The organism is Streptomyces sp. NBC_00104 (genome assembly GCF_045160825.1).
Lineage (GTDB): Bacteria > Actinomycetota > Actinomycetes > Streptomycetales > Streptomycetaceae > Streptomyces.
Genome location: NZ_CP108215.1, coordinates 9,656,257 through 9,682,905 on the forward strand (window position 1 = coordinate 9,656,257; position 26,649 = coordinate 9,682,905).

Genomic DNA, 26,649 nt, shown 5'->3' on the forward strand with positions numbered 1-26,649 from the left:
GACGACGGCTGCACCAGCCGCCGCAAGCGCACCACTGCACCACTGGATACGTCCGCTGCGCACCCTGAATGCGGCGGTGTCCGGTTATCGCCGTTCCGCGTTAAATGCCTGGACTGAGGACTTCCCCGGACGGGACACTTCCGACTTCCGAACCTCCGGGAGTGTGATGGGGACAACAGATACGCAAGGGCCGACGCCGGGCAGGAGCGCGGTCGTTCTGGCACTGCGCCGCTACGGCCGGGAACTACTGCGACTACGACGGCTGGCCCTGCCCGCACTGCTGCTGCCGGCCGTGGGCAACATCGGCATCCGCTACGTCGCCCCCCTCCTGATCGCCAAACTGGCAGGCCAGGCCGCCGACGACGGCGGTCTCACCCTCAGCTCGGCGCTGCCGTACGTGCTGGGCTTCGGCGTCACGCTGCTGCTCGCCGAGGCCGTGTGGCGGGTCGGGCAGCACTGCCTGAACCGCGTGGACGCCCTCGGCATGGAACACCTGTACGTGAGTGGCATGGACGAACTCCTCGCCAAGGACGCGGCGTTCTTCCACGACAACTTCGCCGGCTCTCTGACCAAACGGGTGCTGAGCTTCGGCAAGCGCTTCGAGGACTTCGTCGACACCGTGACGTACCGGATCGTGGGCAGCCTCGTCCCCCTGGTGTTCGGTGCCGTGGTGCTGTGGAGCTACGAACCGATGCTCGTCGCCGGCCTTCTCGTGATGATCGCGCTGACCGTCGTGGCCGCCACGCCTCTGATCCGTCGCCGGCAGCGGCTCGTCAACGCCCGTGAGGCGGCGATCGCCCGGGTCTCCGGCCACGTCGCCGACAGCCTCACGAACATGGAGACCATCCGGGCGTTCGCGGCCGAGGGGCGGGAGGCCGACGAACACCGCAGCCGTGTCGCGGATTCCCGGCGCCTGACGCTGAGGTCGTGGGACTACGGCAACCTGCGCGTCGACACCCTGATCGCCCCCCTGTCCGTGCTGACCAACGTGCTGGGTCTGTTGGTCGCCATCGCCTTCGGTGGCCCGGGCCAGGGAGTGGAGGAGGTCGTCGTCGCTTTCACCTACTACTCCAACGCGACCCAGATCATGTTCGAGTTCAACCAGATCTACCGGCGTCTGGAAAGCTCGATGACCGAGGCCGCGCAGTTCACGGAGCTGCTGCTGGATCCGCCCACCGTGCTCGACCCGACGGAGCCCGAACCGCTCGCACCGCGGGACACCGGCATCCGCTTCGAGGCGGTGACCTTCGCCCACGCGGGCGCGAAGCCGATCTTCCAGGGACTCGACCTGGACGTGCCCGCGGGCGCGCGGATCGGTCTGGTCGGCAGGTCCGGCGGCGGCAAGACCACACTCACCCGGCTCCTGCTGCGGATGTCGGACATCGACGACGGACGCATCCTGATCGGCGGTCAGGACATCAGCCGGCTGCGCCAGACCGACCTGCGCTCACTGATCGCCTACGTCCCGCAGGAACCCGCCATGTTCCACCGCAGCCTGCGGGACAACATCGCCTTCGCCCGGCCCGGCGCCACCGACGAGGAGATCCACGCCGCGGCCGCGGCCGCGCACGTCACGGAGTTCGCCCACCAACTCCCCGACGGCTTCGGCACTCTGGTGGGGGAGCGGGGAGTGAAACTCTCGGGCGGCCAGCGCCAGCGCGTCGCCCTCGCCAGGGCCATCCTGCGCGACGCCCCGATCCTGCTGCTCGACGAGGCCACCAGCGCGCTGGACTCGGAGAGCGAGCTCCTCGTCCAGGACGCCCTGTGGCGGTTGATGGACGGGCGTACGGCCCTCGTGGTCGCCCACCGTCTGAGCACCGTCGCCGGCATGGACCGCCTCGTCGTCCTCGACCACGGAACCGTCGTCGAACAGGGCACCCACGAGGAACTGCTCACGGCGAACGGCGCCTACGCCAAGCTGTGGCAGCACCAGTCGGGCGGCTTCCTCGGCGAGAGCGCCGAGTCGGCCCTCGGACGCCCGCTCCCGGAAGCCGGTCCCAGCGGGCTGCCCGGACCGACCGACCCGGCGCCGGACGGGGACCGCAGGACGTCGTCGCATGTGCGTACGAGCACCGGGTCCGCATGATCGAGTCGGTTTCCGGACATCCTCGACCGCGGGCGGCGTCACGCTGATACGTCCGTCGGATGCGGCAAACCGCGAAGCGTCGGGGGACACGACCGCTGTTTCCCGGACCGGCTGACGCGGTCCGGGAACGGACGGGAGGAAGACCCATCCCTCCCAGTCGATCGGTAGGTCAGGGATCAGGCCGGGGCCCGGTCGGGCGTCACGCCCTCGTACCTTCGGTCATCGACGCATGCGACGTGGGTCGAGAAGCCGTCCCTGCTGGGCGAGGTGAACCAATCCGGTCACAGCCCAGTCCCGCGGCTGAGCTCCTCCCGACGGCGCCGCTCCTGCTCGCCACGGTGAGCCGGCAGATCCCGGTTGATCTGCCGGCTCTTCGCGTACTGCTCGACGAACGTCTCGTCGACGTCGTCGATGCCTTGTCGTCGATGCCTTGCGCATGCCGCCTGTCGAGGGCGGGCCGGAGATCCTGGTGTCGCAGCGGCCCAACGACCCGTCAGCAGGTCGTGGTCACGCCGACCGTCGTCCCCGCACCCGCTCCTCGGCTACGCGTAGAGCTGGATCACATCGGCCTGATTGTCGGCGGCCACCTGCGCCTCGTACGTCCCACCCGGGCCGCCGAAGATCCACTCCAGTTGGCCGCCGCCGCCCGAGGTGACCCAGTTCTTGCCGACCATCCAGGCGCCGCCGGTCTGCGCGTTGTAGTAGGAGCTGACCCGGTCCTGCCAACTGGAGCCGTCGGACAGCGTGTAGTTGGACAGGGTGTAGGAGCCGTAGTAGTAGAAGTCCAGGCGGTAGCCGGTCGCGTCGCGGTACTGCCACACACAGGCATAGCCGGTCCGGCAGTCGCCCGTGCCGGCGGCCCCCGCACGGGCGGACGGTACGACCGACATCTCCACGCCCGGCTCCAACCGCACCCGATCCTTCCCCACCCGCTCCGCACCCTCGTTGTGCCGCAGCAGGCCCTCGATCTGCCGCTCCAGCCGCGTGTCCGCCGTCCGGGCCGACGAGGCGGCCTCCGCCGGCGCGGCGGACGACGGGGTGGCCAGAGCCGTCGTGAGCACGGATGCGGCGACCAGTCCGAGTGCGAGGGAAGTAGGGCGCGTTCTCAGCGGATTCAGCAGCTTCAGCGGATTCATGCGTCTCTCCCGTTGGTGTGTGGCCGGAACCGTTGCTCCTGCGACCACCCCAGGATCAGCGGCGTCGCTCGGCCCGCGCCACGCGTTTCGAGCACGGCCGAATACCGCTGGTCACCCCGCACATCGGCAGGTGTTCGCCGTTGGTCGGTGACCGAGTGCGGGACGGCACCGCCGATCCCACCCACACATCCGGAAGACACCCCTCCCACTCAGGGTCGAAGAAGCCCTTCACTTCATCCCACAGCAGTTCAGACACCAGGCAATGCTGACCGCGGCCCGAACACACAGCACCCGGATTTCCTTGACCCAAACGCATCGGGGGCCCCGCAGAACTGGATTCGCATCGCCGATGTGGACCTGGACCACTATGAGGTTGTCTCACGTGGCAAGTTTCGCGAACTTCTTGTAGCAGGTCAGGGCGGCGGCCATGGCCAGGCCTCGGCTCTGCCAGTCGTTGCGGACCACGTACGGATCTTGAGACCACGAGCAGCCCATGGCAGGCTCATGCCGCATGATCGATGAATTCGCGAAAGTCAACCTGCACGGGAGACTGCGGCGGGACCGCAAGGCGCTGCTCTGGAAACTCGACGGCTTGTCCGAATACGACGCACGCCGACCTTTGACAGCGACCGGGACCAACCTCCTCGGCCTGGTCAAACACGTGGCCACCGTCGAGGCCAGGTACTTCGGCGAGGTCTTCGACCGCCCTTCCCCGGAACGGCTGCCCCGGTGGCAGGACTACAACGGCAGCGATCTGTGGGCGACCGAGGACGAGACCCAAGATCAGATCATCGGGTTCTATCGGCGCACGTGGGAACACTCGGACGCGACGATCAACGAGCTTCCCCTCGACGCCCCCGGCCACGTGCCGTGGTGGCCGGAGCCTTATCCCAACATGAACCTGTTCGCCATCATGGTCCATGTCCTCGGCGAGTCCATCCGGCATGCCGGGCACGCCGATATCCTGCGCGAGGGCCTCGACGGCCGGACCGGGGTGCGCGCCGAAAACGAGAAGCAGATCGACGAGGAAGCCCGTGCAGCCTACTGCGCGAAGATCGAGCAGGCCGCCAGGTCGGCCGCACCAATCAAGGCCTAGAGGCCTCTAAGCACCTCTAAGCAGGGAAAAGCAATGACTACTCAATTCACGTGCTGTGACTGAGTACTTCAGTGGGCCGTTGAGCTGATCAGGCGGCCGCGTCTGCCGTCGTCTGGCGGAACCGTCCCTTCCTCGTGCGCGATCCGTAACAGACGTACGAGGCATACGCGCCCAGGGCGATTCCTGCTGCAGACTCTGCTCGCAATCGAGAGTCGAGCGCGGACGCGTTCGGCCGACCACGGGGGAAACGATGAATGCTGCCGTCCGCAAGAACCACCAGAGCCCCAGGGGCTGGAAGTCCTACGTCCTCGGGACCGCGGCGGTCGCCGCGCTGCTCGCGTCCACGGCGTGCGAGCCCGGCTCGGCCGGGGGCTCGGATGACGCCAAGGGTTCGGACCAGCCCAGCGCGACGAGTTCGGCGAAGCCGGGGGAGACGGCTTCGCCGAAGCCGGGCGGCGGTTCGAGCGCGACCGGCGGAAGCGACGACGACGGCGGCGGGAACGGCGACAGCGGCACCATCGCCGCCTGCACCGCGGACGAACTCGGGGTCTCCGCCACGCTGGAGCAGGCGGACAGCGAGGACGCGAGGCACGTCCTCATCACCGTCCAGAACGCCGGCGACAAGAAGTGCAACGTCTACCACTATCCCTACATAGAGATCGGTGATGCCCAGGCCCCGGCCCCGGTGATCGAGGACAGCCGCGGCCCGGACCCGGTGGAGCCCACGACCATCGCTCCGGGTGAGGAGGCGCACGCCGCCCTGCTCGTCGCCGGCGGCGCCAGGGATGACTACGAGGCGAAGAGCATCACCCTCACGCTCCAGGGCGGCAAGCTCGGCAGCAAGGCGGGCGAGCCGATCGACGTTCCCATGCCCGTCGACACGTTGTACGCGGACGACGGTCAACTTGTCACCTACTGGACGACGGCTTCCGGCGTTGCCCTGGACTTCATCATGTCGAAGTGACGGACCTTGATCGGGACCACGTCCTCGGCCACGTGCGTGCCCTCATGGGGAACTCGCCCTCATGGGGAAGGGAAGAGGACCGGAGTGCTCGTGACGCGGCTGACCGGCCGACGTGAGGCCCGGTGCGCCACGATGCCAGGTGCCCCGCCCGGTGAACCGGTAAAGCCGTGCGGGGCACCTGGCCGGTGAGGGACCGCGGTCAGGCCCAGGGGCTGACCGCCTTGAAGGAACTGTCGGCGCGGAAGGTGGCGGTGTCCTGGAAGGGGTCGACGCGCAGTTCGAAGTTGTAGTGGCGGAGGTAGCGGCCGGGGTAGTTGTAGGACTCCAGGCTGACCGAGCCGGTGGCCGAGCCCGGCCGGGCGCAGTAGGTGGCGTCCTTGTTGAAGACCGCCGTGCCGTTGTTCGCGTCGAAGCGGATCCGGTAGTCCTTGTGGCGCAGGTAGCGGCCGGTCGAGTCACGGAACGAGTAGCAGGTGGAGTCGGCCAGGCCGGGGACGACGGTGAAGGTGGCGCTCTGCTTGACCGCCGTGGTGCTGGAGGAGGTCACCGGGTCGAGGTAGCCGAGGCTGTCGGAGCGGACGGCGGCGTAGCGGCCGGTGAAGTTGACCGACTGGAGCGAGCGGGTGGTGTTCGTCGGCAGAGTGGGGAGCGGGGCGATGCTGCTCAGGGTGGGCACGACCTTCTTCAGCAGGCCGTCGGCGTCGAACTCCAGCTTGTCGATGGTGGTTTCGCGGTGGGTGCCGTCGCCGCCGGGGATGGCGAAGCGGTGGTAGACGATGTACCAGTCGTCGGTGTTCGGGACGTGGACCACCGAGTGGTGGCCGGGGCCCTTGATGCCGAGGGCGAGGTCCTTCTCCAGGATCACGCCTCGCTTGGTCCAGGGGCCGGTGGGCGAGGAGCCGGTGGCGTAGGCGACGCGGTAGTTCTCGTCCCGTGTGTCGTTCTCCGACCACATGAAGTAGTAGGTGCCGTTGCGCTTGATGACGAAGGTGCCCTCGTTGTAGCCGCTCGGGGTGATGTCGGTGACCTTGGAGGCGTCGAAGGAGACCATGTCGTCGTTCAGCGGCACGACGTACGCCCTGCCGTTGCCCCAGTAGAGGTACGTCTTGCCGTCGTCGTCGGTGAAGACCGCCGGGTCGATCATCTGGCCGGTGAAGGCGCCGCGGGCGATCAGCGGCTTGCCCAGGGGGTCCGTGAAGGGGCCGGTGGGAGAGTCGGAGACCGCGACGCCGATGTTCGTGTCGGCGGAGTAGTAGAAGTAGTACTTCCCGTTCCTCTCGGCCGCCGTCGGGGCCCAGGCCCGGGCGTCGGCCCAGCTGACGTCGGGTCCGAGGTCCAGGATGACGCCGTGGTCCGTCCAGTGGACCAGGTCCTTGGAGGAGTACGCCTTGAACTTCGTGCCGCTCCAGCCCGCGAAGCCGTCGGTGGTCGGGTACATGTAGAAGGTGTCGCCGAACCGGACGATGTTCGGGTCGGCGGTGAGCCCCGGAAGCACCGGGCTCCTCATCTCCAGCGCCTCCACCGTCCAGGTGCGCTTCTCGCCGTCCGGGCCGGTCACCTCGTACGTCACGGGCCGGGTGAAGTCGCGTGGGGTGCCGGAGGCGGGACTGATGGCCGCGCCCTGGGCGATGGTGAACTGCGGGGCGAGCGTGGTGAGGTCGGTGCCCTCGGTCAGGGGGAGGGTGACCTTGCTGTTCGCGTCGTCGACGATGGCGTCGATCTTCAGCTTGGGGTGGGTGGCCGCGCCGATGCCCGTGGTGTTCCCGCTGAGATCGAGAACCTCGCCGGGTGCCAGTGCGCGGTCGTAGACCCGGAAGTCGCGGATCTTGCCCTTGAAGAGCTTGTCACTGGTGTAGACCGACTTGCCGATGTAGTTGGCCGTGGTGATGCCGGACCCGATGGAACCGGGGGTGAGGGTGACCGAGGTGTTACGGGCCCTTTCCACGCCGTCCTCGTAGAGGACTCCCGTGTTGCCGGTCTGGGTGTAGGTGACGTGCTTCCAGACCGAGCGCTGCAGCGCGGCGGAGGTCCGGGTGTTCTGTTCGGTGGACGAGTTCCCGGAGGCGATGGCGGCCCGGAACGAGTTGCCGGTGGTGAACAGGTACCCGTTGCCGGTGCCGCTGCTCGCGGTGTTGCCGAAGCCGTAGAGGAAGTAGGGCGTGGCCTGGGTGGCGTCGATCTGCACGTCCATCGAGACGGTGATCGCGTTCATGCCGCTCATGATGTTGTCCGGCACCTTGACGTAGGTGCTGGACCCGTTGAACGTGAGCCCCTCACCGTTGCCCGACCAGCCCGCGGTGCCGTTGACGGTGCCGTTCCGGCCGTGGCCGGAGGAGTCCACCGCCACGGTGCCCGAGGAGGCGTCGAGTTTGTACCAGAGAGCCAGGCCGTCGGTGATCTCCGCCGCCTGGACGGGGGCCGCCGGGCCGACGACGCCGACCATGAACGAGGCGGCGGCCACGACGGCCAGAGCGCCCTGCCGGTATCTCCGGCGGCACTGAAGTCTCACGCTGTGCATGGTTCACATCCCTGAAGAAGACATGCCTGAGGAGGGGGACGCGACGCCTCGGCCGAGGTGCCGCGTGCCGCCCGAATGACATCTGGTGTCGCGTTGCGCTCGCGGGTGGGATGCCGACGCCTTCCTCGCTTGAGGGCGGGCGGCAGCCGGGGCGTCGCCCGAGGGCGCCGGCATCCCCGTCAGGTCAGCTCGTCAGACGGAAGGTCGCGTCGCTGCGTCCCGTCGCGGTGGTGATCGTTTCGAGCTTCAGTTCGTACGCGTAGTGCCGGATGTACCGGTCGGGGTAGTTGTACGACTGGAACGAGGACCAGGCCGAGTCGGCGAGCCCGGCCACCTGACGGAACGTGGCGTCCGCGGCGAACTGGGTGGTGCCGTCATTGTGGACCAGCTGGAAATCGAATCCGGCGTGCCGCAGGTAGTAGCCGGGGAAGTTGACCGACTCGAAGGAGACGGTGCCGGACCCGGCCAGGCCCGGTCGCGGCCGGAACTTGGCGTCGTCGTTGGTGATGTTCTGGTCGATGCGCACGTCGAAGTTGGCGTGCCGCACGTAGCGGTCCTGGAAGTTGAAGGACTGCAGCCGCTTGGCCGGGGTGTTGGCCCAGCGGGCCTGGATCCGGGCGTCCTCGGCGGCCGTCAGGTTCAGGATCGAGCCGTGGCGCTTCTTGGTACCGCCCAGGGAGTAGGTTCCGGACGTCGGGAGCTTGTAGGTGCCGGTGGCGGACGGGTTGGTCGTCGTGACCGGCATGTATCCCTTTCCGGCCGCGTACTGGTCGAGGTAGAGGGTCCATTCGTTGCGGTCCCGGAACTTCATCCACATCGGGCCCTCGACCTGGGAGCCGGTCAGGCCGATGCCGGAGAGGTTGCCGAGGTTGGTCCAGGTGCCGAGGATCGAGTTGCTGCCCTCGAGGGTGATCTGGCCGTCGCCGGAGGCCCGTACGTAGCGGTAGTCGCCGACGCCGGAAGGGACCTCGACGATCTGGGTGTCGATGATTTCCTGGGTGCCGGGGCGGTCGATGTAGAGCTGCGGCGTGGTGATCGTGCGGAAGTCCGTGGTGCGGGCGTAGTAGATGCGGTGCTTCGTCGCGCCGTTGAGGGGCTTGTTCGTCGCCCAGTACAGGACGTAGTCGTTGCTGGCCGGATCCCAGATCGCTTCCGGCGCCCAGGCGTTGCGCCCGTCGGGGATCGCGCCGGCGACGTTGAGCAGCCACGGCGCCGACCAGGTGACCAGGTCACTCGACTCCCACACCACAAGGCTGCGGCTGCCGTCGTTGATGGACGAACTCCACGTCTGGCCGCAGTCGATGCACAGGTCGGTCGCGATGATCCAGTACTTGCTGCCGTCGGGTGAGCGCACCAGCGCGGGGTCGCGCACCCCGCGGGTGCCCACGGTGGAACGCAGGGTCATGCCGCCGCCGTTGAGATCGGTCCAGTTCAGTCCGTCCGCGCTGTACGAGAAGTACATCTGCTGACCGGTCGCCCCCTCCCCGATGAAGTGCGTCATCAGGTAGCCCGGGTCGGCGGCGGCGGCCCGCTGAGGTGTGGTCACGGCTTGGGCTGTGAAGAGCAGGCAGGCGGCGACGAATACCGCCGCCAGCCGGGAGAGAACCGCGGGCATATGCGTTCCTGTCTTTCTGGAGTGCCATGATCAGGTGCAAGTGAGGCCGAGGGTGAGGCCCGGCCTCCGAACCGTTGAGGCAGGACCGGTTCCCGCGCGACGTGGGACGCCGCGTCATGCCAGGTCAGCGGCCGAAGAGCCGCGGTTTCCGCGTGCACATGGCAGCTGTCGGAGACCCCGCGGCGGCGGGCCGGGTGACGAAGGCAGCGGAGAGGGCCGACAGAGCCGGCTCGGGAGTGCGCCGGAGGCGAGTGCGCGACACGGGCTGTCCCCTTTGACGGCCATGGTTCGAAAAATCGAACATTGTTCGCAAGTTCGAGCAGAAGATAGATGTCGGCCAGGAGCACGTCAATGGAACTGGCCAGTTCGATCCCGGACGAGATCGGCATCAAGGAGCACGCCGAGGCCCTTCGGCGGGCGCGAACGATCCTGTGCAGGCGGTCCAACTCCCCTGCCTCTGTGCGAAGACCGCAGCCATGCAGCCACTGGTCCCCGAGGACCCCTCGCACATCGGCCCGTACCGTCTCATCGCCCGTCTGGGCTTGGGTGGGATGGGGCGGGTCTACCTGGCCCGCTCGCAAGGGGGCCGTACGGTCGCGGTGAAGCCGGTGCACGCCGAGTCCGCGCTGCACCCGGCGTTCCGGCGGCGTTTCGCCCGCGAGGTGGCCGCCGCGCGGAGGGTCGGCGGTGAGTGGACCGCGCCCGTGCTGGACGCCGACACCGAGGTCGAGCACCCATGGGTGGCCACCGGTTACGTGCCCGGGCCGCCGCTCGACAAGGTGGTGGACGGGGACTTCGGCCCGCTGCCGCCGGCCTCGGTGCACGTCCTGGCACACCGTCTGACACTCGCGCTGCAGGCGATCCACGAGGAGGGCCTGGTCCACCGGGACCTCAAGCCGGCGAACATCCTGCTGACCGTCGACGGCCCCCGCGTCATCGGCTTCGGCCTCGCCCGCGGCTACACACGGCCTGCCTCGGCGGCAGCCTCACCGAGCCCGGAACGGTGCTCGGCACCCCGGCGTTCATGTCGCCCGAGCAGGTGCGCGGCGAGACGGTGACCAGAGCGAGCGACCTCTTCTCCCTCGGGTCCGTCCTCACGTACGCGGCGACCGGACGGCTCGCATTTCGTGGTACACGCGGCCATGGCGTGCGGTGTTCCGCCGACAGAGGTATGACTGAGGAGTCCGGCGGAAGGGGCAGGAGTGGATCTTGCGCTGCCGCCGGAAGGAGCCCCGGTATGCCTGAGCGAGAGACCCGGACTGGGAACGGCCGGCAGGACCGCATCACTGCTGCGCCTGGTGGGCTGCTGGACGTGCTGCGGGTGGCGGCCCTGGTCCTGGGCAGCGACGGCCGGATCGCGCTGTGGAGCCCCGAAGCCGAGTCGTTGCTCGGGTTCTCCGCCGCGGAAGCGCTGGGCCAGGACGCGGGCGCACTGCTCGTGGCCCCGGAGAACCGGGCACGGGCTCACGAGCTGTTCGATCGCGTGCGCACGGGTGCGCGCTGGGCGGGGGTCTTTCCGGTGCGGCACAAGGACGGCTCCACGCGCCGGGTGGAGTTCCGCACCATGCCACTGCGCGATGCCCGTGGCGACATCCACGCCCTCGGTCTGGGCACCGACGCCGAGACCGTACGGAACGTGGAGCGGGACCTGGCCCTGTCCCACATCCTGGTCAGCCAGTCGCCGGTGGGCATCGCGGTCTTCGACACCGACCTGCGGTGGGTGCGTGTCAATGCGTCACTGGAACGCATCAACGGCGTCCCCGAGGAGGCCGTGCTGGGCCGCCGCGTCGGTGAGGTGCTGCCGGCCCTCGACGTGGAGGCCATCGAGTCGCGGATGCGGCGGGTCCTCCGGACCGGTGAGCCGCTACTGGATCAGCAGACGGTCGGCCGAACGGCCGCCGACAGCGAGGATCACGCGTACTCGGAGTCGTACCACCGGATCGAGGACGCGAACGGGCGTGTGCTGGGCCTGGCGATTTCGGTACTCGACGTCTCCGAGCGGCAGCGGGCGGCGGCCGAGGTCGCGAAAGCGCGGGAGCGTCTGGCGGTGATAGCCGACGCCGGCGTCCGCATCGGTACCACGCTCGACCTGAGCCAGACGGCACATGAGCTCGCGGACGTGGCTGTTCCGGAGCTTGCCGACCTCGCGGCCGTCGACGTACTCGACTCGGTGGCCAACCCCGGAGGCACGGCCCCGGTGCGGGCGGACGACTCCCTCGGCTTCCAGGCGCTCGCCCTCAAAACAAGCCGTCCCACCGATGCGATCAAGGCCGCGGAGCCAGTGGACGCGTCCGCCCTGTACAGCTCCTTCCGGATGATCACCCAGTGTGTACGAGAGGCACGGCCGATCCTGCTGGAACACGTGACCGGCACGGAGATACGGCGTATCGCCGGGGACGACTCGGCCGCCGAGACGCTGCGGCGCGCAGGCGTCCACTCCTATCTGGCCGCTCCCCTCATGGCCCGCGGCGAGGTGCTGGGCACGCTCAGCCTGTGCCGCACGGTGAACCCCCGGCCGTTCGACGACCAGGACCTCACCCTTGCCACCGAACTGGCCGCGCGCGCCGCCATCTGCATCGACAACGCGCGGCTGTACGGACGCGAACGCAACACCGCACTCACTCTCCAGCGCAGCCTGCTGCCCCAGGACCCACCGCACTACGGCGACATCGAGATCGCCTCCCGCTATCTGCCCGCGATCAGCGAGGTCGGCGGGGACTGGTTCGATGTGCTTCCCCTCAAGGACGGCAAGGTCGGCCTCGTCGTCGGCGACGTGATGGGCAAGGGCGTGCACGCCGCGGCGATCATGGGCCAGCTCCGCACCGCCACCCGCGCCCTCGCCCGGCTCGACCTGCCTCCGGCCGAGCTGCTGCACCACCTCGACGACCTCACCGCCTCCCTCGGCGACTCCGACATGCTGGCCACCTGTATCTACGTCGTCTGCGACCCGAGGCACGGCCGATGCGAAGTCTCCCGCGCGGGCCACCTGCCACCGGTACTGGTGGAACCGGACGGGAAAGCCGCGTTCCTCGACATCGCCGGCGGGGTGCCGCTCGGGGTGGGCGGCGTGCCGTTCACCGTCGAGGAGCGCGAACTCGGCGAAGGCGCACTGCTCGCACTGTTCACGGACGGCCTGGTGGAAAGCCACGCAATGCCCGTCGACGTAGGGCTGCAGAACCTGCTACGCCTGCTGGACGGCACCCGCCTCCCCCTGGAAGAGACCTGCGACATGCTGCTCGGCGCCCTGAACCGCGAGCCGGAGGACGACGTGGCGCTGCTCCTCGCCCGGCGCAGGAGTTGACACCCTTCAGGGACAGGTTCCACTCGGCGGTGGTCGGCCCGCGGAACGGGATCGGAGGTCGGCCTCGCTGTGGCGATCGTCACGGAGGTCTTCGGGGGCTGTTGCGTACGCTGATCCCGGTCGTCGGTGAAGGGCGGTCCGGGGGAGTGAAGACGATCCCCGGCGCCCCTCACCCACGTCTGATGCACCGTCGGAAAAGTCGGCAATCGGTCAGCACGAGTCCTGGGGAACCTGAGCGAAGCTGCCCGAACACGCGACTCGCCGACGGTGTGGAAACCGCCCTTGACCCGCAACAACGCGGGCAGGGAGCCTACTTTCCGGGAGTGCACCGATGCTGCGTACCATGTTCAAGTCCAAGATCCACCGTGCCACGGTCACCCAGGCCGACCTGCACTATGTCGGATCCGTGACCATCGACGCCGACCTGCTCGACGCCGCCGACCTGCTGCCGGGCGAGCTCGTGCACATCGTGGACATCACCAACGGCGCCCGGCTGGAGACGTACGTCATCGAGGGCGAGCGCGGCTCGGGGGTCGTCGGGATCAACGGTGCCGCGGCCCATCTCGTGCACCCCGGAGACCTGGTGATCATCATCAGTTACGCTCAGGTCTCCGACGCCGAGGCCCGCACCCTGGAGCCCAGGGTCGTGCACGTGGACCGCGACAACCGGATCGTGGCCCTGGGCTCGGACGCGTCCGAGCCGGTCCCGGGTTCGGACCAGCGGCGCAGCCCGCAGGCCGCCACCGTCTGAGGCCACGCGCGGCCGCCCGGCGTCCCGATCCGCACGCGAGGAGTGCCATGAGCGACGTACAGATCCGCGACGACCGGGCGGCCGGCCGGCTGGAGGCCCTCACCGGCGACGAACTGGCCGGTCACATCCAGTACTTCGTCCTCGAATCCCCGCGGGGCGCGCTCGTACCGGTCCACACGATCGTCGAGCCCGCGCACGAGGGCAAGGGTGTCGCGGGCTCGCTGGCCCGGGAGTTGTACGGCATCGCGGCCCGCGAGGGCATCGTCGTCGCGCCCCTGTGCCCGTACGTCGTCAGGTGGGCCGAACGCCACCCCGAGGAGGCGCCGGCCGCCGATCCGGAGCTGCTGCGGGCCGCGAAGGACTGGCTTCTCGCCCATCCCGAGGGGTTCTGAGGAACCCGTCGCCGAGATGGTCGGTGCAGGCTCGGCCGACCGGGTGACTGCCCGCGCGGGCGACGGGTACCCGTGGCACAAGTCCATGGCCGACGTACCCACTGGCTGGAGGACGCGATGACGCATCCCGACCCGGACCCCGTGAAGCCGGGCCCCACCCCGGGGCCGGGCCCCGACCGCCCGGAACCCTTCCCGCCGACCCCGTTCCCCGACCCCGTCCCCACCCCCGAGCCCCGTCCCACCCCGACCCCGGACCCGGTCCCGAACCCCCCGGGCCCGGACCCGGTGCCGGGGGAGCCGAGGCCGGGACCCTTGTCGTAGCAAGTGGTCAGGTGGCAGAAGAAAGGCCCGGCATGGACGTTTCCATGCCGGGCCACATCTCCAACCTCAGGGGCGCGGGGAACTGCGCGACCAGCCACGAACGACCCGCAGCCGCCAATCGATCCGCACCCCCACCCCTTTAGGCTTCGACCTCACCGCGGCCCTGCCCCCACAGCGTGTGGAACGACCCCTCCCGGTCCACCCGCCGGTACGTGTGCGCCCCGAAGAAGTCCCGCTGCCCCTGCGTGAGCGCCGCAGGCAGCCGCTCGGCACGGAGCGCGTCGTAGTACGCCAGCGCCGCCGCGAACCCGGGCGTCGGGACACCCTGGCGGGTCGCGGCCACCAGCACCTCACGCCAGTCGTCCTGCGCCGCCGCGATCTCCTGGGCGAACGTCTCGTCGGAGAGCAGGCTCGGCAGGTCGGGCCGGGCGTCGTACGCGGCGCGGATGCGGTCGAGGAAGGCCGCCCGGATGATGCAGCCGCCGCGCCAGATCGAGGCGACCTTGCCCAGGTCGATGTTCCAGTCGTACTCGTCGCGGGCCGCGTCGATCTCGTGGAAGCCCTGGGTGTACGACACGATCTTGGAGGCGTACAGCGCCTGCTCGACCCGGTCGGCGAAGGCACCCGCCTCGGCCGCGCTGAGCGGGGTGGCCTTCGGGCCGGCCAGCGAGCGGGAGGCCTCGCGCAGCGACGCGTGGCCGGACAGGGAGCGCGCGAAGACGGCCTCGGCGATGCCGGACACCGGAACGCCCAGGTCCAGCGCGATCTGGACGGTCCAGCGGCCGGTGCCCTTCTGCTCCGCCTGGTCGACGACCACGTCCACGAACGGCTTGCCCGTGGCCTCGTCCACGTGCGCCAGCACCTCGGCCGTGATCTCGATCAGATACGAGTCGAGCCGGCCGGTGTTCCAGGTGCGGAAGATCTCGGCGATCTGCGCGGGGGTGTAACCGGCCACGTCGCGCAGCAGCTGGTAGGCCTCGCCGATCAGCTGCATGTCGGCGTACTCGATGCCGTTGTGGACCATCTTCACGAAGTGCCCGGCTCCGTCCGGCCCCACGTGCGTGACGCACGGCGCGCCGTCGGAGGCCTTCGCGGAGATCTTCTCCAGCATCGGGCCGAGGGAGTCGTAGGACTCGACCGGACCGCCCGGCATGATGCTCGGCCCGTTGAGCGCGCCCTCCTCGCCGCCGGAGATGCCCGCGCCGACGAAGTGGATGCCCTGCTCGCGCAGCGCGGCCTCGCGGCGGCGGGTGTCGGCGAAGTGCGCGTTGCCACCGTCGATGATCATGTCGCCGGGCTCCAGGAGCGGCGCGAACTCCTCGATCACCGCGTCCGTCGGTCCGCCCGCCTTCACCATGACGACCAGGCGCCGGGGCCGCTCCAGTGCCTGTACGAAGTCCTTGGCGGTCTCGGCCGCGATGAAGTCGCCCTCGTGCCCGTGCTCCTTGATCAGCGCGTGGGTCTTCGCCGCGGAGCGGTTGTGGACGGCGACCGTGTAGCCGTTGCGGGCGAAGTTGCGGGCGAGGTTGCTCCCCATGACCGCGAGGCCGGTGACGCCGATCTGGGCTGAAGTGCTCATACGGTTGGCTCCTATGGATCCTGATATCGGTGGTGCCGTTCCTGCCCGCCAGTATTGTCCTTCCGGCCATCCTGACGTGCACCGGCCCCGTCCGCACTGCGCGGCCTGCCGGGCTTGAGTACGCAGGAAGGGCCCTACCTGCCTCAATGGGGCGCGCAACCCGAGGCCTTGCGCGCCGTCCCTGGTCACTCGAGCGCCGGACGGGGGCACTTACGCGCCGGAGCAGGTCGCATACCCGCCACGCGCGGGACGGGAGCGGCTGATTTTTCGTCTTGTCATGGCCGGTTCGCGGCACTTACTTTTGCGGCTCATGGCATAGGGCGAGGGGGGCTTTTCCATGGCCGTACGCGGTCGGCACCGCCGGTACCAGCCGAACAGGATCAACCGCGCCTCACTCACCGTCACGGCGGGCGGCGCGGGAATGGCGCTCCCGCTGATCGGCACCGGGGTCGCGGAGGCGGCCGATGCCGAGACCTGGGACAAGGTCGCGGCCTGCGAGTCCACCAGCGACTGGAACATCAACACCGGGAACGGCTACTACGGCGGCCTGCAGTTCAGCCAGTCCACCTGGGAGGCCTTCGGCGGTACGGCCTACGCCGCCCGCGCGGACCTGGCCACCAAGGAACAGCAGATCGCGATCGCCGAGAAGGTCCTCGACGGACAGGGCCCCGACGCCTGGCCCGTGTGCTCGGCCCGCGCGGGCCTCACGATCGAGGACGTGAAGCCGCAGACCACGCCCCAGTCGCAGGCCGGCAAGGTCGAGATGTACACGGTGGTCCGGGGCGACACCCTCTCCGAGATCGCCGACTCCCGCGAGGTCAGGGGCGGTTGGCGCAAGCTCTACGAGGCCAACCGCAGGACCATCGGCTCCGATCCGGACGTGATAGTCCCCGGACAGAGGCTCAGCCTGAACACGGCGGGCCAGAAGAAGGACCCGAAGAAGGAACAGAAGAAAGAGCAACGGAAAGAGCAGCAGAAAGAACAGCAGAAAGAACAGAAGAAGGTCCAGAAGGAGCAGAAGGAGCAGACGTCCGAGCGGCGGCAGGAGTCGGCGTCCTTCGTCGCCCCCGTCAGCGCCTCCCTCGGCACGCCCTACCGCGCCTCGGGCTCCTCCTGGTCGAAGGGCTACCACACGGGCGTCGACTTCCCCGTGGCGACCGGCAGCACCGTGAAGTCCGTGGCCGCCGGGGAGGTCGTCAGCTCGGGCTGGGGCGGTTCCTTCGGCTACCAGGTGGTGATCCGCCACGGCGACGGCCGCTACACGCAGTACGCCCATCTGTCGGCGATCTCCGTGAAGACCGGCCAGAACGTGGGCGCGGGCCAGCGCATAGGCCGCTCGGGCTCCACGGGCAACAGCTCGGGCCCGCATCTGCACTTCGAGGTGCGGACGGGGCCCGGCTTCGGCAGCGACATCGATCCGATCGCCTATCTGCGGGCGGGAGGGGTTCGGATCTGACGCGGTGCGGGAGGCCCGCTCGGGGCCTCCCGCTCAGGATTTCACGCGGTCGCGGTGCCGGTCGCGATGCCGGTCGAGGAGCGCCCTCGGCACATACAGCTCGTCGTGGAACGGCCGCAGCAGCAGTCCGGGCGGAGCGTCGTCCCCGTCCGTGGCGCCGCTTCCCAGGAACGGGGCCGGGACGACCACGCGCTCGTCCAGGTCGATCGCGTCGCCGACGGTGTCCGGCACCTCGGTGTCCGGCACCTCGGCGGACTGCCGCGGCAGCCCCGCGAGCAGCTTTTCCAGGGCGAGCGACTCCCGGTCGGCGGCCGTGACCGTGACGTCCTCGTCGGTCCGCTCCGCCTGGACCTCGACGCCGAGGCGCTCGGTGGTCAGCAGGATCAGACCGCCCGCCGCGACGACTCCGCAGCCCAGTGCGAGGAGGGTGCCGGTCGTGCCGTAGCGGAACGTCTCGCCGAACATCGTGATGCCGACGGCGGCCGCCACCACCGGGTTCACCACGGTCAGCGTGGCGAGCGGGGCCGCGAGGCCGCCGCCCCGGTAGGCGGCCTGGGACAGCAGCAGACCGGCCGCGGCGAAGACACCGATGACGGCGAGGGTCGGCACGTCGGAGAGGGCGACGCCGTCCGTCCAGTCCACGGCGACCGTCTTCGTGAAGACCGAGGCCATGCCGAACGCGACACCGGAGGCGACCGCCAGCAGGATGCTGCGCACCGCCGGGTGCCGGTGCGCCGCGCGCGCCGTCACCATCAGCGCGGCCACCGCACCGGCGCTGACCACGGCCACCAGCACCCGCTGGGCGTTGTCCAGCGACTGCACGTCGGCCGAGCCGACCAGGGAGAGCAGGCCCGCCAGACCCACCGTCGCCATGATCGCGCCCCGCCAGGCCGTGGCGCCGGCCCTGCGGCCCACGAAGAGCGCCGCCATGGGCAGGGCGAAGACGATGGTCAGCGCGCCCAGCGGCTGCACCAGGCTCAGCGGGCCGTAGGCCAGGGCCACCACGTGCAGCAGCCCGCCGAGGCCGTTCAGCCCGACGGCGGCCCACCAGCCCGGCCGGCGCAGCGGCGCGTAGACCCGGCCGGGGGAGGACACCGCGACTCGCTCCTGGACGATCGCCCCGCCCGCATACGCGACGGCGGAGACGAACGACAGGAGTACGGACAACGCGAGGGCGCTCATATTCGGCTCCTCAGCGCAGCGCGGGGGCTCCTGGCCCGGCGCGGTGAACGCTCGGCTTTCATAATGACCACGATGCCTCGGATGTGCATGCGCCGTCGTCGTCCCTGAGCACTCAATGGGTCCTACTGCCGATGGAGTACGACGGGCCCGCCGTCATACCCAGGGTGGGCGACACGGAGTGCAGGCCTCCAGGTGAGTGCGCCCACCGGCCCTGGTACTACTCGTCCTCGTGGACCACGACCCGGGCCTCTCCGCCCTCTCGGCACTCGGCGGCTTCTTCGTCCTACGCACGGGCGAACCGCCGCACGGGCCGCCGCCCACGCTGGCGGAAGCGTATGCGGCACGCGATGCCGATGTGGAACCGGAGGTTTACGCGAATCCCGTGATTTTCCGTGTCCGGAAAGTCGCGAGGAGTGTGCGGGCTCCCGAGCCGCGGGTGGCCGCCTCCCTCGCCCACCTCGGCTTCGCCGCCCGCCTGTGGTCGGTGGCTCTCGGGGCGGCCGCCCTGTACGGCCGCGTCCCCGATCTCGACCCGCGCCTCCTGCGCTGGGACGCGGACGCGAGCGCCCCGGACGACCTGTGGCTGACCGAGGTGCGGAGCCTGCCCGCAGAGCGGATCGGCGAGGTCGTACGGGACGGCCATCTCGTACCGCTGGCGGCGGCTCTGCGCGCTCAACTGCCCCTGTCCGAGCGCCTGTTGTGGGGCAACGCGGCATCCGCGCTGATGGGTGCCGTGCGCCAGATCGACCGCTGGGCCGCCGCCAACGGCCGCACGCGGGAGGCGAGTCGGGCCCGCGCGCTGGCCGCCGACCTGTTCGCGCAGCCCGACCTGGCCGGCACGCTCGACCCGGCGACCTACCGCCGCCGCAGCTGCTGTCTCTACTACCGACTGCCCGGCGGCGGGCTGTGCGGCGACTGCTGCTTCGACCGGCCGCCCGGCGCGCCACCCTCCCACGGTCCGCGCGCCTGACACCGCGCCCGACACCGGGCGTGCCTCCGCGGGAAAATCGTGGTCTTCCCCATCGGACCCTTCTGGGTGACCATGTGGGAACCAGCCGCTGAGACAGGGGGTTCCGGGTGCGAGTCGGCCTGCTGACCCGGGAGTATCCGCCCGACGTCTACGGTGGCGCGGGCGTCCATGTCGAGTTCCTCGCCCACGAGTTGAGAGCCCTCGTCGACCTGGACGTGCACTGCTGGGGCGAGGGCGCGGGCGGCGGCGTCGTACGCCACCGGCCCTGGTCCACGCTCGACGCCGCCAACGACGCGCTGCGCACCTTCTCCGTGGACCTCTCCATCGCGGCCGGTCTCGAAGGCCGCGAACTGGTCCACTCGCACACCTGGTACGCCAACCTCGCCGGCCACTTCGGCAAGCTGCTGCACGGCATCCCGCATGTGATGACCGCCCACTCGCTGGAGCCGCTGCGCCCCTGGAAGGCCGAGCAGCTGGGCGGCGGCTACGCCCTGTCCAGCTGGGCCGAGCGCACCGCGATCGAGTCCGCCGACGCGGTGATCGCCGTCTCCGGTGCCATGCGCGACGACATCCTCGGCTGCTATCCCGCGCTGGACCCGGCGAAGCTCCACGTCGTGCACAACGGCATCGACACCTCCCTCTACCAGCCGGACCACGGCACGGCCGTCCTCGACCGCCTCGGCGTCGACACCGCCCGGCCGTACGTCCTCTTCGTCGGCCGCATCACCCGGCAGAAGGGCGTGCCCCACCTGCTGCGCGCCGTGCGGGACATCGATCCGGCGGTGCAGGTCGTGCTCTGCGCGGGGGCGCCCGACACTCCGGAGATAGACCAGGAGTTCCGCGATCTGTTCGCGGAGCTGAGCCGTGCGCGCGAGGGCCTGTTCTGGATCCCGCAGATGCTCCCGCGCCCGGACGTGATCCAGCTCCTCACGCACGCCGCCGTGTTCGTCTGTCCGTCGGTGTACGAGCCGCTGGGTATCGTCAACCTGGAGGCCATGGCCTGCGGCACGGCCGTGGTGGCCTCGCGGGTCGGCGGTATCCCGGAGGTGGTGGAGGACGGCGTCACGGGCCTCCTCGTGTCGACGGAGGACGACTTCGAGGCTCAGCTGGCCCGCGCCCTCGACGCGGTGCTCGCCGACCCCGGTGCGGCCGCCCGGATGGGCCAGGCCGGGCGGGAGCGCGCGGTGCGCGAGTTCGGCTGGGACGCGGTCGCCCGGCGGACGGCCCAGCTTTACGAGGAAGTCCTCAAACAGGGGTAGTCGAGACGCAGGGTTCGGCACAACCAGGTGTAGAGCACAAGCAGGTGTAGAGGGGCGGCGGCATGCGGCGCGGTGGACCTTCGGTGCTGGGAATCGTACTGGCGGGCGGTGAGGGCAAGAGGCTGATGCCCCTGACCGCCGACCGCGCGAAACCAGCGGTGACTTTCGGCGGAACATACCGCCTGGTGGACTTCGTCCTCTCCAACCTCGTCAACGCGGACATCCTGCGCATCTGCGTGCTCACGCAGTACAAGTCGCACTCGCTGGACCGGCACATCACCACGACCTGGCGGATGTCGAGCCTGCTGGGCAACTACGTCACGCCGGTCCCGGCCCAGCAGCGGCTCGGCCCGCGCTGGTATCTGGGCAGTGCGGACGCGCTCCTGCAGTCCCTGAACCTGGTGCACGACGAACAGCCGGAGTACGTCGCCGTGTTCGGCGCCGATCACGTCTACCGCATGGACCCCCGCCAGATGCTGACGCAGCACATCGAGGGCGGCGCGGGCGTGACGGTGGCCGGCATCCGCGTACCGCGCACGGAGTCGTCGTCCTTCGGCGTGATCACCCCCGGCTCCGACGGCCGGACCGTGGAGCGCTTCCTGGAGAAGCCGGCCGACCCGCCGGGCCTGGTCGACGACCCCGAAACCGTGTTCGCCTCGATGGGCAACTACCTCTTCACCACCAAGGCCCTGGTGGAGGCGCTCCAGCGGGACGCCGAGGACGAGGACTCCGTCCACGACATGGGCGGCTCGATCCTGCCCCAGCTCACCGAACGGGGCGAGGCCCAGCTCTACGACTTCAGCGCCAACCACGTGCCCGGCGAGACCACCCGCGACCAGGGCTACTGGCGGGACGTCGGCACGCTCGACGCCTACTACGACGCCCATATGGACCTCATCGCCGAGCGCCCCGCCTTCAACCTCTTCAACCGCAGCTGGCCCATCTACACCAGCTCCGGCCAGCTCTCCCCGGCCCGGTTCAACGCGGGCGGCATCGCCAGCGAGTCGATCATCAGTGCGGGCTGTCTGATCCGCGGCCAGGTGACGAGGTCCGTGCTGTCCCCGGGAGTCGTCGTCGACCCGGGCGCCGTCGTCCAGGGCTCGGTCCTGCACGACAACGTCCACATCGGGCGGGGCGCGGTCGTACGGGGCGCCGTGCTCGACAAGAACGTCCAGGTGCCCCCGGGTGCGACCATCGGAGTCAATCCCGAGCGGGACGCCGAGCTCTACACCGTCTCCCGGGGCGGAGTGATCGCCCTGGGCAAGGGGCAGCAGGTGCCGTAGGCCTTCAGGGTGACCACGGTGAACACGGATGTCGCATGAGTCCCGCTTTCGTCATGTGGCGGGACTTAATCTGCTGTTAACTATGCGTAGCTTGATCGTACTTGACCGTAATCGGCCAACAGCGATTGACTGCTGACTCACCCGTCGTCGACGCGAGGCAAGCCATTGAATTCTGACCCGCTCGCCCCACTCGACCTTGCGTTCTGGAACATCGAGACCGCCGAACATCCCATGCACCTGGCCGCCCTCGGCGTCTTCACGGCGAACTCGCCCACCGCGGGAGCGCACGCCGCCGAGCTGCTCGCCACGCGGGCCGCCGCGGTGCCCGGGCTGCGGATGCGGATCCGGGACGTCTGGCTCCCGGACGTACGGCTGCCGCTGGCCTTCGGCGGTGCGACCCGTGAGCCCGTCGCCGACTTCGAGCCCTTCGACCACGTACGGCTGCACGCGCCGACCGCGGACTTCCACGAGGTGGCGGGGCGGCTGATGGAACGCCCGCTGGAGCGCGGCCGACCGCCGTGGGAGGCGCGTGTGCTCCCCGGGGAGGACGGCACGACCTTCGCCGTGCTGTTCAAGTTCCACCACGCCCTCGCCGACGGGCTGCGGGCGCTGACGCTCGCCGCCGCCGTCATGGACCCCATGGACCTGCCCGCGCCCCGGCCGCGCCCCGCGGAGCCGCCGCGCGGCCTCCTCGACGAGGTGCGCAAACTGCCCGACCTGGTCCGGGGCACCTTCTCCGACCTCGGCCGCGCCCTCGACATCGGCGCCTCCGTCGCCCGCACCACGCTCGACGCGACCCTCGGCGCCCGCTCCTCGACCGCGCTCACCTCCGAGGCCAGCGGCACCCGTCGTACCGCCGGGGTGCTCGTGGACCTCGACGACGTGCACCGGATCCGCAAGACCGTCGGCGGCACCGTCAACGACGTCCTCATCGCCGTCGTGGCGGGCGCGCTGCGCCGGTGGCTGGACGAGCGCGGGGACGGCAGCGAGGGGGTCGCGCCCCGGGCGCTGATCCCCGTCTCCAGGCGCCGCCCGCGCACCGCGTACCCCCAGGGCAACCGGCTCTCCGGGTATCTGATGAAACTGCCGGTGGACGACCCGGACCCGCTCGGCCGACTGCGTACGGTGCGCATGGCGATGGACCGCAACAAGGACGCCGGGCCCAACCGGGGCGCCGGCGCGGTCGCCCTCCTCGCCGATCACGTACTGCCCCTCGGCCATCGGCTCGGCGGTCCGCTTGTCAGCCAGGCCGCCCGCCTCTGGTTCGACATCCTCGTCACCAGCGTCCCGCTCCCCAGCCTCGGCCTCCGCCTCGGTGGCTGCCCCCTCGAGGAGATCTATCCGCTGGCCCCGCTCGCCCACGGCCAGTCCCTCGCCGTGGCCGTCTCGACGTACCGGGGGAGCGTCCACTACGGCCTCGTCGCCGACGCGGAGGCCGTGCCGGATCTGGAACTGCTCTCCCGGGCGGTCACCCGGGAGGTCCAGGACCTGCTGGCGGCGTGTGAGCTCTGACACCAGCGGTGACGCCCGACTTTCCTCGCCCCCGCCGCCCCTACCCGTCCCGTCCTCCAGGGGCCGCGCGCCCCTTCGACCCCCGTCACAGACTCGGGGCTCCGCCCCGGACCCCGTTCGCGCAGTTCCCCGCGCCCCTGAAAAGGGGCGCGGGGAACTGCGCGAGAAGCCCCACCGGACCCGCGGATGGGGGTCGAAGGGGCGCAGCCCCTGGAGGACGGGACGGGTAGGGGCGGCGGGGGCGAGGCCTGGTTTTTTGGTGACCGGGGCCGTCGCTCCGTAGAATTCCGCGTTCGGTGGCGGACGCGGTCGGCGTGCCGCGGGTGATCAGGGAAACGGCAGCGCGATGACGGTGACAGAGGACGGCCCGGCGACCACGGACGAGGTCGCGTACGGCCCCGGCATCGACCCGGAGCGGCTCGCCGTGTGTCTCGGCGTGCTGGAAGAGCTGGACAAGCTGGAGGTCGACCACCCCGACGCGATCGCGGTGCGCCGGGCGACCGCCGGTGTCTACCGCACGGTGAAGCAGCGCCGCCGCCAGGAGCGCCGGGCCGCCAAGACCGCGCACGACAAGGCGGTCACGGAGTCCACGGCCACCGGCTCCGCCCAGCGGATCGACGACGAGACCGAGGGCATCCTGCCGTCGTCCGTGACCGAGGAGGGGAAGATCGCGGGGATACTCCAGCGCCCGCGCTCCTGCTACACCTGCAAGGCCCGGTACGTGGAAGTCGACTACTTCTACCACCAGCTCTGTGCCGACTGCGCCCGCCTGAACCGCGGCAAGCGCGACGCCCGCGCCGACCTCACCGGCAAGCGCGCCCTGCTCACCGGCGGCCGCGCCAAGATCGGCATGTACATCGCCCTGCGGCTGCTGCGCGACGGCGCGCACACCACCATCACCACGCGCTTCCCCAAGGACGCCATCCGCCGTTTCAAGGCCATGGACGACTCGGCGGACTGGTTGCACCGCCTGGAGGTCGTCGGCATCGACCTGCGCGACCCGGCCCAGGCCGTCGCCCTCGCCGACCAGGTCGCGGAGGCGGGCCCCCTCGACATCCTGATCAACAACGCCACCCAGACCGTTCGCCGTCTGCCCTCCGCCTACGCCGCCCTGGTCGAGGGGGAGAGCGCCCCGCTGCCCGCCGGCGAGCTCCCCCCGCACCGCGTCATCGGCGCCTTCAACTCCGGCGCGGTCGACGGTCTGACCGCACTGCCCGCGGGCATCAGCGGCCTCGACGCGCAGCAGGTCGCCGACCTCGCCCTGGTCGCGGGCAACGCCAGCGTCGCCCGACACCTCGACGGCACCGCCATCGACGCGGGCGGCCTCGTCCCCGACGTGGTCGACAGCAACACGTGGGTGCAGACCATCGAGCAGATCTCCCCGGTGGAGCTCCTCGAGACCCAGCTGTGCAACTACACGGCGCCCTTCATCCTGATCAGCAAGCTCCGCCCGGCCATGGCCGAGGCCGCGCGGAAGGCGGCCAGCGGCCGCGCGTACGTCGTGAACGTCTCGGCGATGGAAGGTGTCTTCGGCCGCGGGTACAAGGGCGCGGGCCACCCGAACACGAACGCCGCCAAGGCCGCGATGAACATGGTCACGCGGACCAGCGCCCAGGAGATGTTCCAGACCGACGGCATCCTCATGACCTCGGTCGACACCGGCTGGATCACCGACGAGCGCCCCCACTTCGACAAGCTGCGCCTGGCCGACGAGGGATTCCACGCCCCGCTCGACCTCGTCGACGGCGCGGCCCGCGTCTACGACCCCGTGGTGCTCGGCGAGCAGGGCGAGGACCTGTACGGCGTCTTCCTGAAGGACTACGCGCCCGGCAAGTGGTGATCCGCCCTGGCCCGGTCCGACACCAACTCCAGTACCGTCCGCCAGTCCTCCAGGACCCCGGCGTCCACGCCGGGGGTCCGGCCCGCCTCGTCCGCGTGCCGCAGGGCCAGCACGTCCTCGACGAGCGTGGCGTCCGCCCAGCCGCCCGCGTGCAGGCGCACGAGATCGTCCGCGCCGAGGGCGTGCAGCCGTACGAGACGGGCGACCCGCTCGCCGAGCAGCGGGCGTACCGTGTCGGCGGCCAGGTCGGCATGGCTGGTGTCGTCACCCGGACGGAGTAGATGCCCGAGGGTGTGCACCAGGCCGGCCACCTGGAGCTCCTTGTCGGCCGGCCGCCCTCGGCGCAACAGCGCGGCGGTCCGCAGCGCGTGTTCGTACGGATCGACCGGAGTGCCCCCGTGGTGGTCCGCCGCCCCGCCGCCGCCCCGGCGGGCGTGCAGCAGGTCCATCAGCTCCTCGACGCCGCGCAGTTCCATCCGCCGGTCCTCCCGAGTCCGCCCGCGAGAAATGCCGTTGCGACACATGAGCAGATCATGGTCGGCTTGCGATTCGGCCAACGGGACCTGAACTACATGCCGAGGGCAGCGATCCGATGGGTCGTCGGCTCGGTGCGTGGTGCGAGTGCTGAGCCGAACGGGTGATGACAGATCGGGTAAATGGGTCAAATTGCCCTAGGGTGAGGCCTGCTGGGCGCTGAACGACTCAAGACAGTTACCTCTTGTTTTCAGCCCCATCGAGCGGCTGCCCGCTCATTTGGTTACTCTGTACCGGACGGACAGCCTTATATGGGTCCCACCCACACCCACGGTCCGTCCCGGGACAAGCCGGTCACCACGGCCTGCTCTCACATCCAGGTAAACCGGCGCCACCGCGTCCGAACTGACATCGACTCAGACCCGAGCGGACGTCAGGCGCACAGCGGCAGGCTGGGCCGATGTCCCGAGGGTGACCCGACACATAAGGAGTGCGCGGTGACACCAGAGAAGACGAATCGCGATCAACGCCCCGAGGAACACACCGAGGGCGGTGGCCGGTCGAAGAAGGAACTCGGCAGCCTGGACGTGTGGGCCAGGTCCGCCCCGATCCGACTGGCGGGCTACGAGGACGACCTCGCCGAGCCCCACATCCTGCCCAGCGTGGACTGACGGCAGGATCTTCGCGATCGCCCTCTGCATGGGCGTGCCGGACTCGCGCCCATGCAGACCGGAGAAGCCGCGGCCCACGACCGGCCCGGCTCCGGCCGCTCTGGCGCCCCACCGCGGTGGCCCTGCCGCCCGCATCGAGACCCGTACCGCCGTACGGCTGCTGGGCCTCCCTCGGCCTCACCGTCCGCGCACGCCCCGGACCCGTTCGAGCTCCCGAAGGACGGCCGGGTGGGGCAGCACCTC

At 70.1% G+C, this 26,649-nt stretch carries 21 protein-coding genes and 1 pseudogene; 14 read left to right on the forward strand and 8 right to left on the reverse strand.

Annotation, left to right across the window (positions count from 1 at the left end; translation table 11 throughout):
* Positions 1–166: 166 nt before the first annotated feature.
* On the forward strand, positions 167–2,086 hold the full coding sequence (locus OG272_RS42230; RefSeq protein WP_327726715.1) for an ABC transporter ATP-binding protein: 1,920 nt from the start codon (positions 167–169) through the stop codon (positions 2,084–2,086).
* 542 nt (positions 2,087–2,628) lie between these two features.
* Here OG272_RS42230 and OG272_RS42235 read toward each other — a convergent pair.
* From OG272_RS42235 to OG272_RS42245, 3 genes are all read right to left on the reverse strand, one after another.
* On the reverse strand, positions 2,629–3,222 hold the full coding sequence (locus OG272_RS42235; RefSeq protein WP_327726714.1) for a peptidase inhibitor family I36 protein: 594 nt from the start codon (positions 3,220–3,222) through the stop codon (positions 2,629–2,631).
* A gap of 55 nt (positions 3,223–3,277) precedes the next feature.
* Positions 3,278–3,478 carry a hypothetical protein gene (locus OG272_RS42240; RefSeq protein ID WP_327726713.1) on the reverse strand — a complete coding sequence of 67 codons (201 nt, stop codon included), beginning with the start codon at positions 3,476–3,478 and terminating at the stop codon, positions 3,278–3,280.
* A 122-nt stretch (positions 3,479–3,600) separates the two neighbouring features.
* A complete protein-coding gene (locus OG272_RS42245) occupies positions 3,601–3,735 on the reverse strand; it encodes a hypothetical protein (RefSeq protein ID WP_326574450.1) in 135 nt (44 codons plus the stop codon).
* Here OG272_RS42245 and OG272_RS42250 point away from each other — a divergent pair.
* Together OG272_RS42250 and OG272_RS42255 are read left to right on the forward strand one after the other, a co-directional pair.
* On the forward strand, positions 3,734–4,318 hold the full coding sequence (locus OG272_RS42250; protein ID WP_327726712.1) for a DinB family protein: 585 nt from the start codon (positions 3,734–3,736) through the stop codon (positions 4,316–4,318). The two genes, OG272_RS42245 and OG272_RS42250, sit on opposite strands and share 2 nt — an antisense overlap.
* Before the next feature lie 250 nt (positions 4,319–4,568).
* Positions 4,569–5,282, forward strand: a complete 714-nt coding sequence (locus OG272_RS42255; RefSeq protein WP_327726711.1) for a DUF4232 domain-containing protein — start codon at positions 4,569–4,571, stop codon at positions 5,280–5,282.
* Positions 5,283–5,481: 199 nt separating this feature from the next.
* On the opposite strand, the gene OG272_RS42260 is transcribed toward OG272_RS42255, so the two are convergent.
* Both OG272_RS42260 and OG272_RS42265 read right to left on the reverse strand, forming a co-directional pair.
* Positions 5,482–7,791: a family 43 glycosylhydrolase gene (locus tag OG272_RS42260; RefSeq protein ID WP_405895783.1), complete on the reverse strand. Its 2,310-nt coding sequence runs from the start codon at positions 7,789–7,791 to the stop codon at positions 5,482–5,484.
* Positions 7,792–7,984: 193 nt separating this feature from the next.
* Positions 7,985–9,415, reverse strand: coding sequence for a glycoside hydrolase family 43 protein (locus tag OG272_RS42265; protein WP_327726710.1), 1,431 nt, complete (start codon positions 9,413–9,415; stop codon positions 7,985–7,987).
* A 476-nt stretch (positions 9,416–9,891) separates the two neighbouring features.
* Between OG272_RS42265 and OG272_RS42270 the strand changes: the two are divergent.
* The 4 genes and pseudogenes from OG272_RS42270 to OG272_RS42285 all read left to right on the forward strand — a co-directional run.
* Positions 9,892–10,550 (forward strand): annotated as a pseudogene (locus OG272_RS42270) (serine/threonine-protein kinase); the annotation flags it as partial.
* Positions 10,551–10,652: 102 nt separating this feature from the next.
* The gene (locus tag OG272_RS42275; RefSeq protein WP_327726708.1) at positions 10,653–12,716 is read left to right on the forward strand and encodes a SpoIIE family protein phosphatase; all 2,064 of its coding nucleotides are present in this window, start codon (positions 10,653–10,655) and stop codon (positions 12,714–12,716) included.
* A gap of 331 nt (positions 12,717–13,047) precedes the next feature.
* Positions 13,048–13,467: an aspartate 1-decarboxylase gene (panD, locus tag OG272_RS42280; protein WP_326574446.1), complete on the forward strand. Its 420-nt coding sequence runs from the start codon at positions 13,048–13,050 to the stop codon at positions 13,465–13,467.
* A 47-nt stretch (positions 13,468–13,514) separates the two neighbouring features.
* On the forward strand, positions 13,515–13,859 hold the full coding sequence (locus tag OG272_RS42285) for a GNAT family N-acetyltransferase (protein ID WP_326574445.1): 345 nt from the start codon (positions 13,515–13,517) through the stop codon (positions 13,857–13,859).
* A gap of 460 nt (positions 13,860–14,319) precedes the next feature.
* Here OG272_RS42285 and gndA read toward each other — a convergent pair whose 3' ends face one another.
* Complete coding sequence (gene gndA / locus OG272_RS42290) at positions 14,320–15,759, reverse strand: NADP-dependent phosphogluconate dehydrogenase (protein ID WP_326574444.1); 1,440 nt, start codon at positions 15,757–15,759, stop codon at positions 14,320–14,322.
* A 337-nt stretch (positions 15,760–16,096) separates the two neighbouring features.
* Here gndA and OG272_RS42295 point away from each other — a divergent pair, with 337 nt between their 5' ends.
* Positions 16,097–17,215: a transglycosylase family protein gene (locus tag OG272_RS42295; RefSeq protein ID WP_327726706.1), complete on the forward strand. Its 1,119-nt coding sequence runs from the start codon at positions 16,097–16,099 to the stop codon at positions 17,213–17,215.
* Between the two features lie 33 nt (positions 17,216–17,248).
* Here the strand turns inward: OG272_RS42295 and OG272_RS42300 are convergent, their stop codons facing one another.
* Entirely contained in the window at positions 17,249–18,397 is a 1,149-nt protein-coding gene (locus OG272_RS42300) for a DMT family transporter (RefSeq protein WP_405895784.1), read from the reverse strand.
* Between the two features lie 229 nt (positions 18,398–18,626).
* Here OG272_RS42300 and OG272_RS42305 point away from each other — a divergent pair, with 229 nt between their 5' ends.
* From OG272_RS42305 to OG272_RS42325, 5 genes are all read left to right on the forward strand, one after another.
* Positions 18,627–19,367: a (2Fe-2S)-binding protein gene (locus OG272_RS42305; protein ID WP_405895785.1), complete on the forward strand. Its 741-nt coding sequence runs from the start codon at positions 18,627–18,629 to the stop codon at positions 19,365–19,367.
* 107 nt (positions 19,368–19,474) lie between these two features.
* Positions 19,475–20,626 (forward strand): glycogen synthase, encoded by a 1,152-nt coding sequence (gene glgA / locus OG272_RS42310; protein WP_405895786.1) that lies wholly within the window; start codon positions 19,475–19,477, stop codon positions 20,624–20,626.
* 62 nt (positions 20,627–20,688) lie between these two features.
* The gene (gene glgC / locus OG272_RS42315) at positions 20,689–21,909 is read left to right on the forward strand and encodes a glucose-1-phosphate adenylyltransferase (RefSeq protein WP_326574439.1); all 1,221 of its coding nucleotides are present in this window, start codon (positions 20,689–20,691) and stop codon (positions 21,907–21,909) included.
* A 165-nt stretch (positions 21,910–22,074) separates the two neighbouring features.
* Positions 22,075–23,421, forward strand: a complete 1,347-nt coding sequence (locus OG272_RS42320; protein WP_405895787.1) for a wax ester/triacylglycerol synthase family O-acyltransferase — start codon at positions 22,075–22,077, stop codon at positions 23,419–23,421.
* A gap of 346 nt (positions 23,422–23,767) precedes the next feature.
* Positions 23,768–25,261 (forward strand): SDR family NAD(P)-dependent oxidoreductase, encoded by a 1,494-nt coding sequence (locus tag OG272_RS42325; RefSeq protein ID WP_327726700.1) that lies wholly within the window; start codon positions 23,768–23,770, stop codon positions 25,259–25,261.
* Here the strand turns inward: OG272_RS42325 and OG272_RS42330 are convergent.
* A complete protein-coding gene (locus tag OG272_RS42330) occupies positions 25,240–25,737 on the reverse strand; it encodes a hypothetical protein (RefSeq protein WP_327726699.1) in 498 nt (165 codons plus the stop codon). The genes OG272_RS42325 and OG272_RS42330 overlap by 22 nt on opposite strands.
* 495 nt (positions 25,738–26,232) lie before the next feature.
* Between OG272_RS42330 and OG272_RS42335 the strand changes: the two genes are divergently transcribed.
* Positions 26,233–26,406 (forward strand): hypothetical protein, encoded by a 174-nt coding sequence (locus tag OG272_RS42335; protein WP_326574435.1) that lies wholly within the window; start codon positions 26,233–26,235, stop codon positions 26,404–26,406.
* Positions 26,407–26,649: the final 243 nt, after the last annotated feature.

Excerpts from the sequence above, each read along its gene's own strand:
- OG272_RS42230 (WP_327726715.1), top strand. The coding sequence starts at position 167 with ATGGGGACAACAGATACGCAAGGGCCGACGCCGGGCAGGAGCGCGGTC.
- OG272_RS42235 (WP_327726714.1), bottom strand. The coding sequence starts at position 3,222 with ATGAATCCGCTGAAGCTGCTGAATCCGCTGAGAACGCGCCCTACTTCC.
- OG272_RS42250 (WP_327726712.1), top strand. The coding sequence starts at position 3,734 with ATGATCGATGAATTCGCGAAAGTCAACCTGCACGGGAGACTGCGGCGG.
- OG272_RS42245 (WP_326574450.1), bottom strand. The coding sequence starts at position 3,735 with ATGCGGCATGAGCCTGCCATGGGCTGCTCGTGGTCTCAAGATCCGTAC.
- OG272_RS42255 (WP_327726711.1), top strand. The coding sequence starts at position 4,569 with ATGAATGCTGCCGTCCGCAAGAACCACCAGAGCCCCAGGGGCTGGAAG.
- OG272_RS42265 (WP_327726710.1), bottom strand. The coding sequence starts at position 9,415 with ATGCCCGCGGTTCTCTCCCGGCTGGCGGCGGTATTCGTCGCCGCCTGC.
- OG272_RS42275 (WP_327726708.1), top strand. The coding sequence starts at position 10,653 with ATGCCTGAGCGAGAGACCCGGACTGGGAACGGCCGGCAGGACCGCATC.
- panD (WP_326574446.1), top strand. The coding sequence starts at position 13,048 with ATGCTGCGTACCATGTTCAAGTCCAAGATCCACCGTGCCACGGTCACC.
- OG272_RS42285 (WP_326574445.1), top strand. The coding sequence starts at position 13,515 with ATGAGCGACGTACAGATCCGCGACGACCGGGCGGCCGGCCGGCTGGAG.
- gndA (WP_326574444.1), bottom strand. The coding sequence starts at position 15,759 with ATGAGCACTTCAGCCCAGATCGGCGTCACCGGCCTCGCGGTCATGGGG.
- OG272_RS42295 (WP_327726706.1), top strand. The coding sequence starts at position 16,097 with ATGGCCGTACGCGGTCGGCACCGCCGGTACCAGCCGAACAGGATCAAC.
- OG272_RS42300 (WP_405895784.1), bottom strand. The coding sequence starts at position 18,397 with ATGAGCGCCCTCGCGTTGTCCGTACTCCTGTCGTTCGTCTCCGCCGTC.
- glgC (WP_326574439.1), top strand. The coding sequence starts at position 20,689 with ATGCGGCGCGGTGGACCTTCGGTGCTGGGAATCGTACTGGCGGGCGGT.
- OG272_RS42325 (WP_327726700.1), top strand. The coding sequence starts at position 23,768 with ATGACGGTGACAGAGGACGGCCCGGCGACCACGGACGAGGTCGCGTAC.
- OG272_RS42330 (WP_327726699.1), bottom strand. The coding sequence starts at position 25,737 with ATGGAACTGCGCGGCGTCGAGGAGCTGATGGACCTGCTGCACGCCCGC.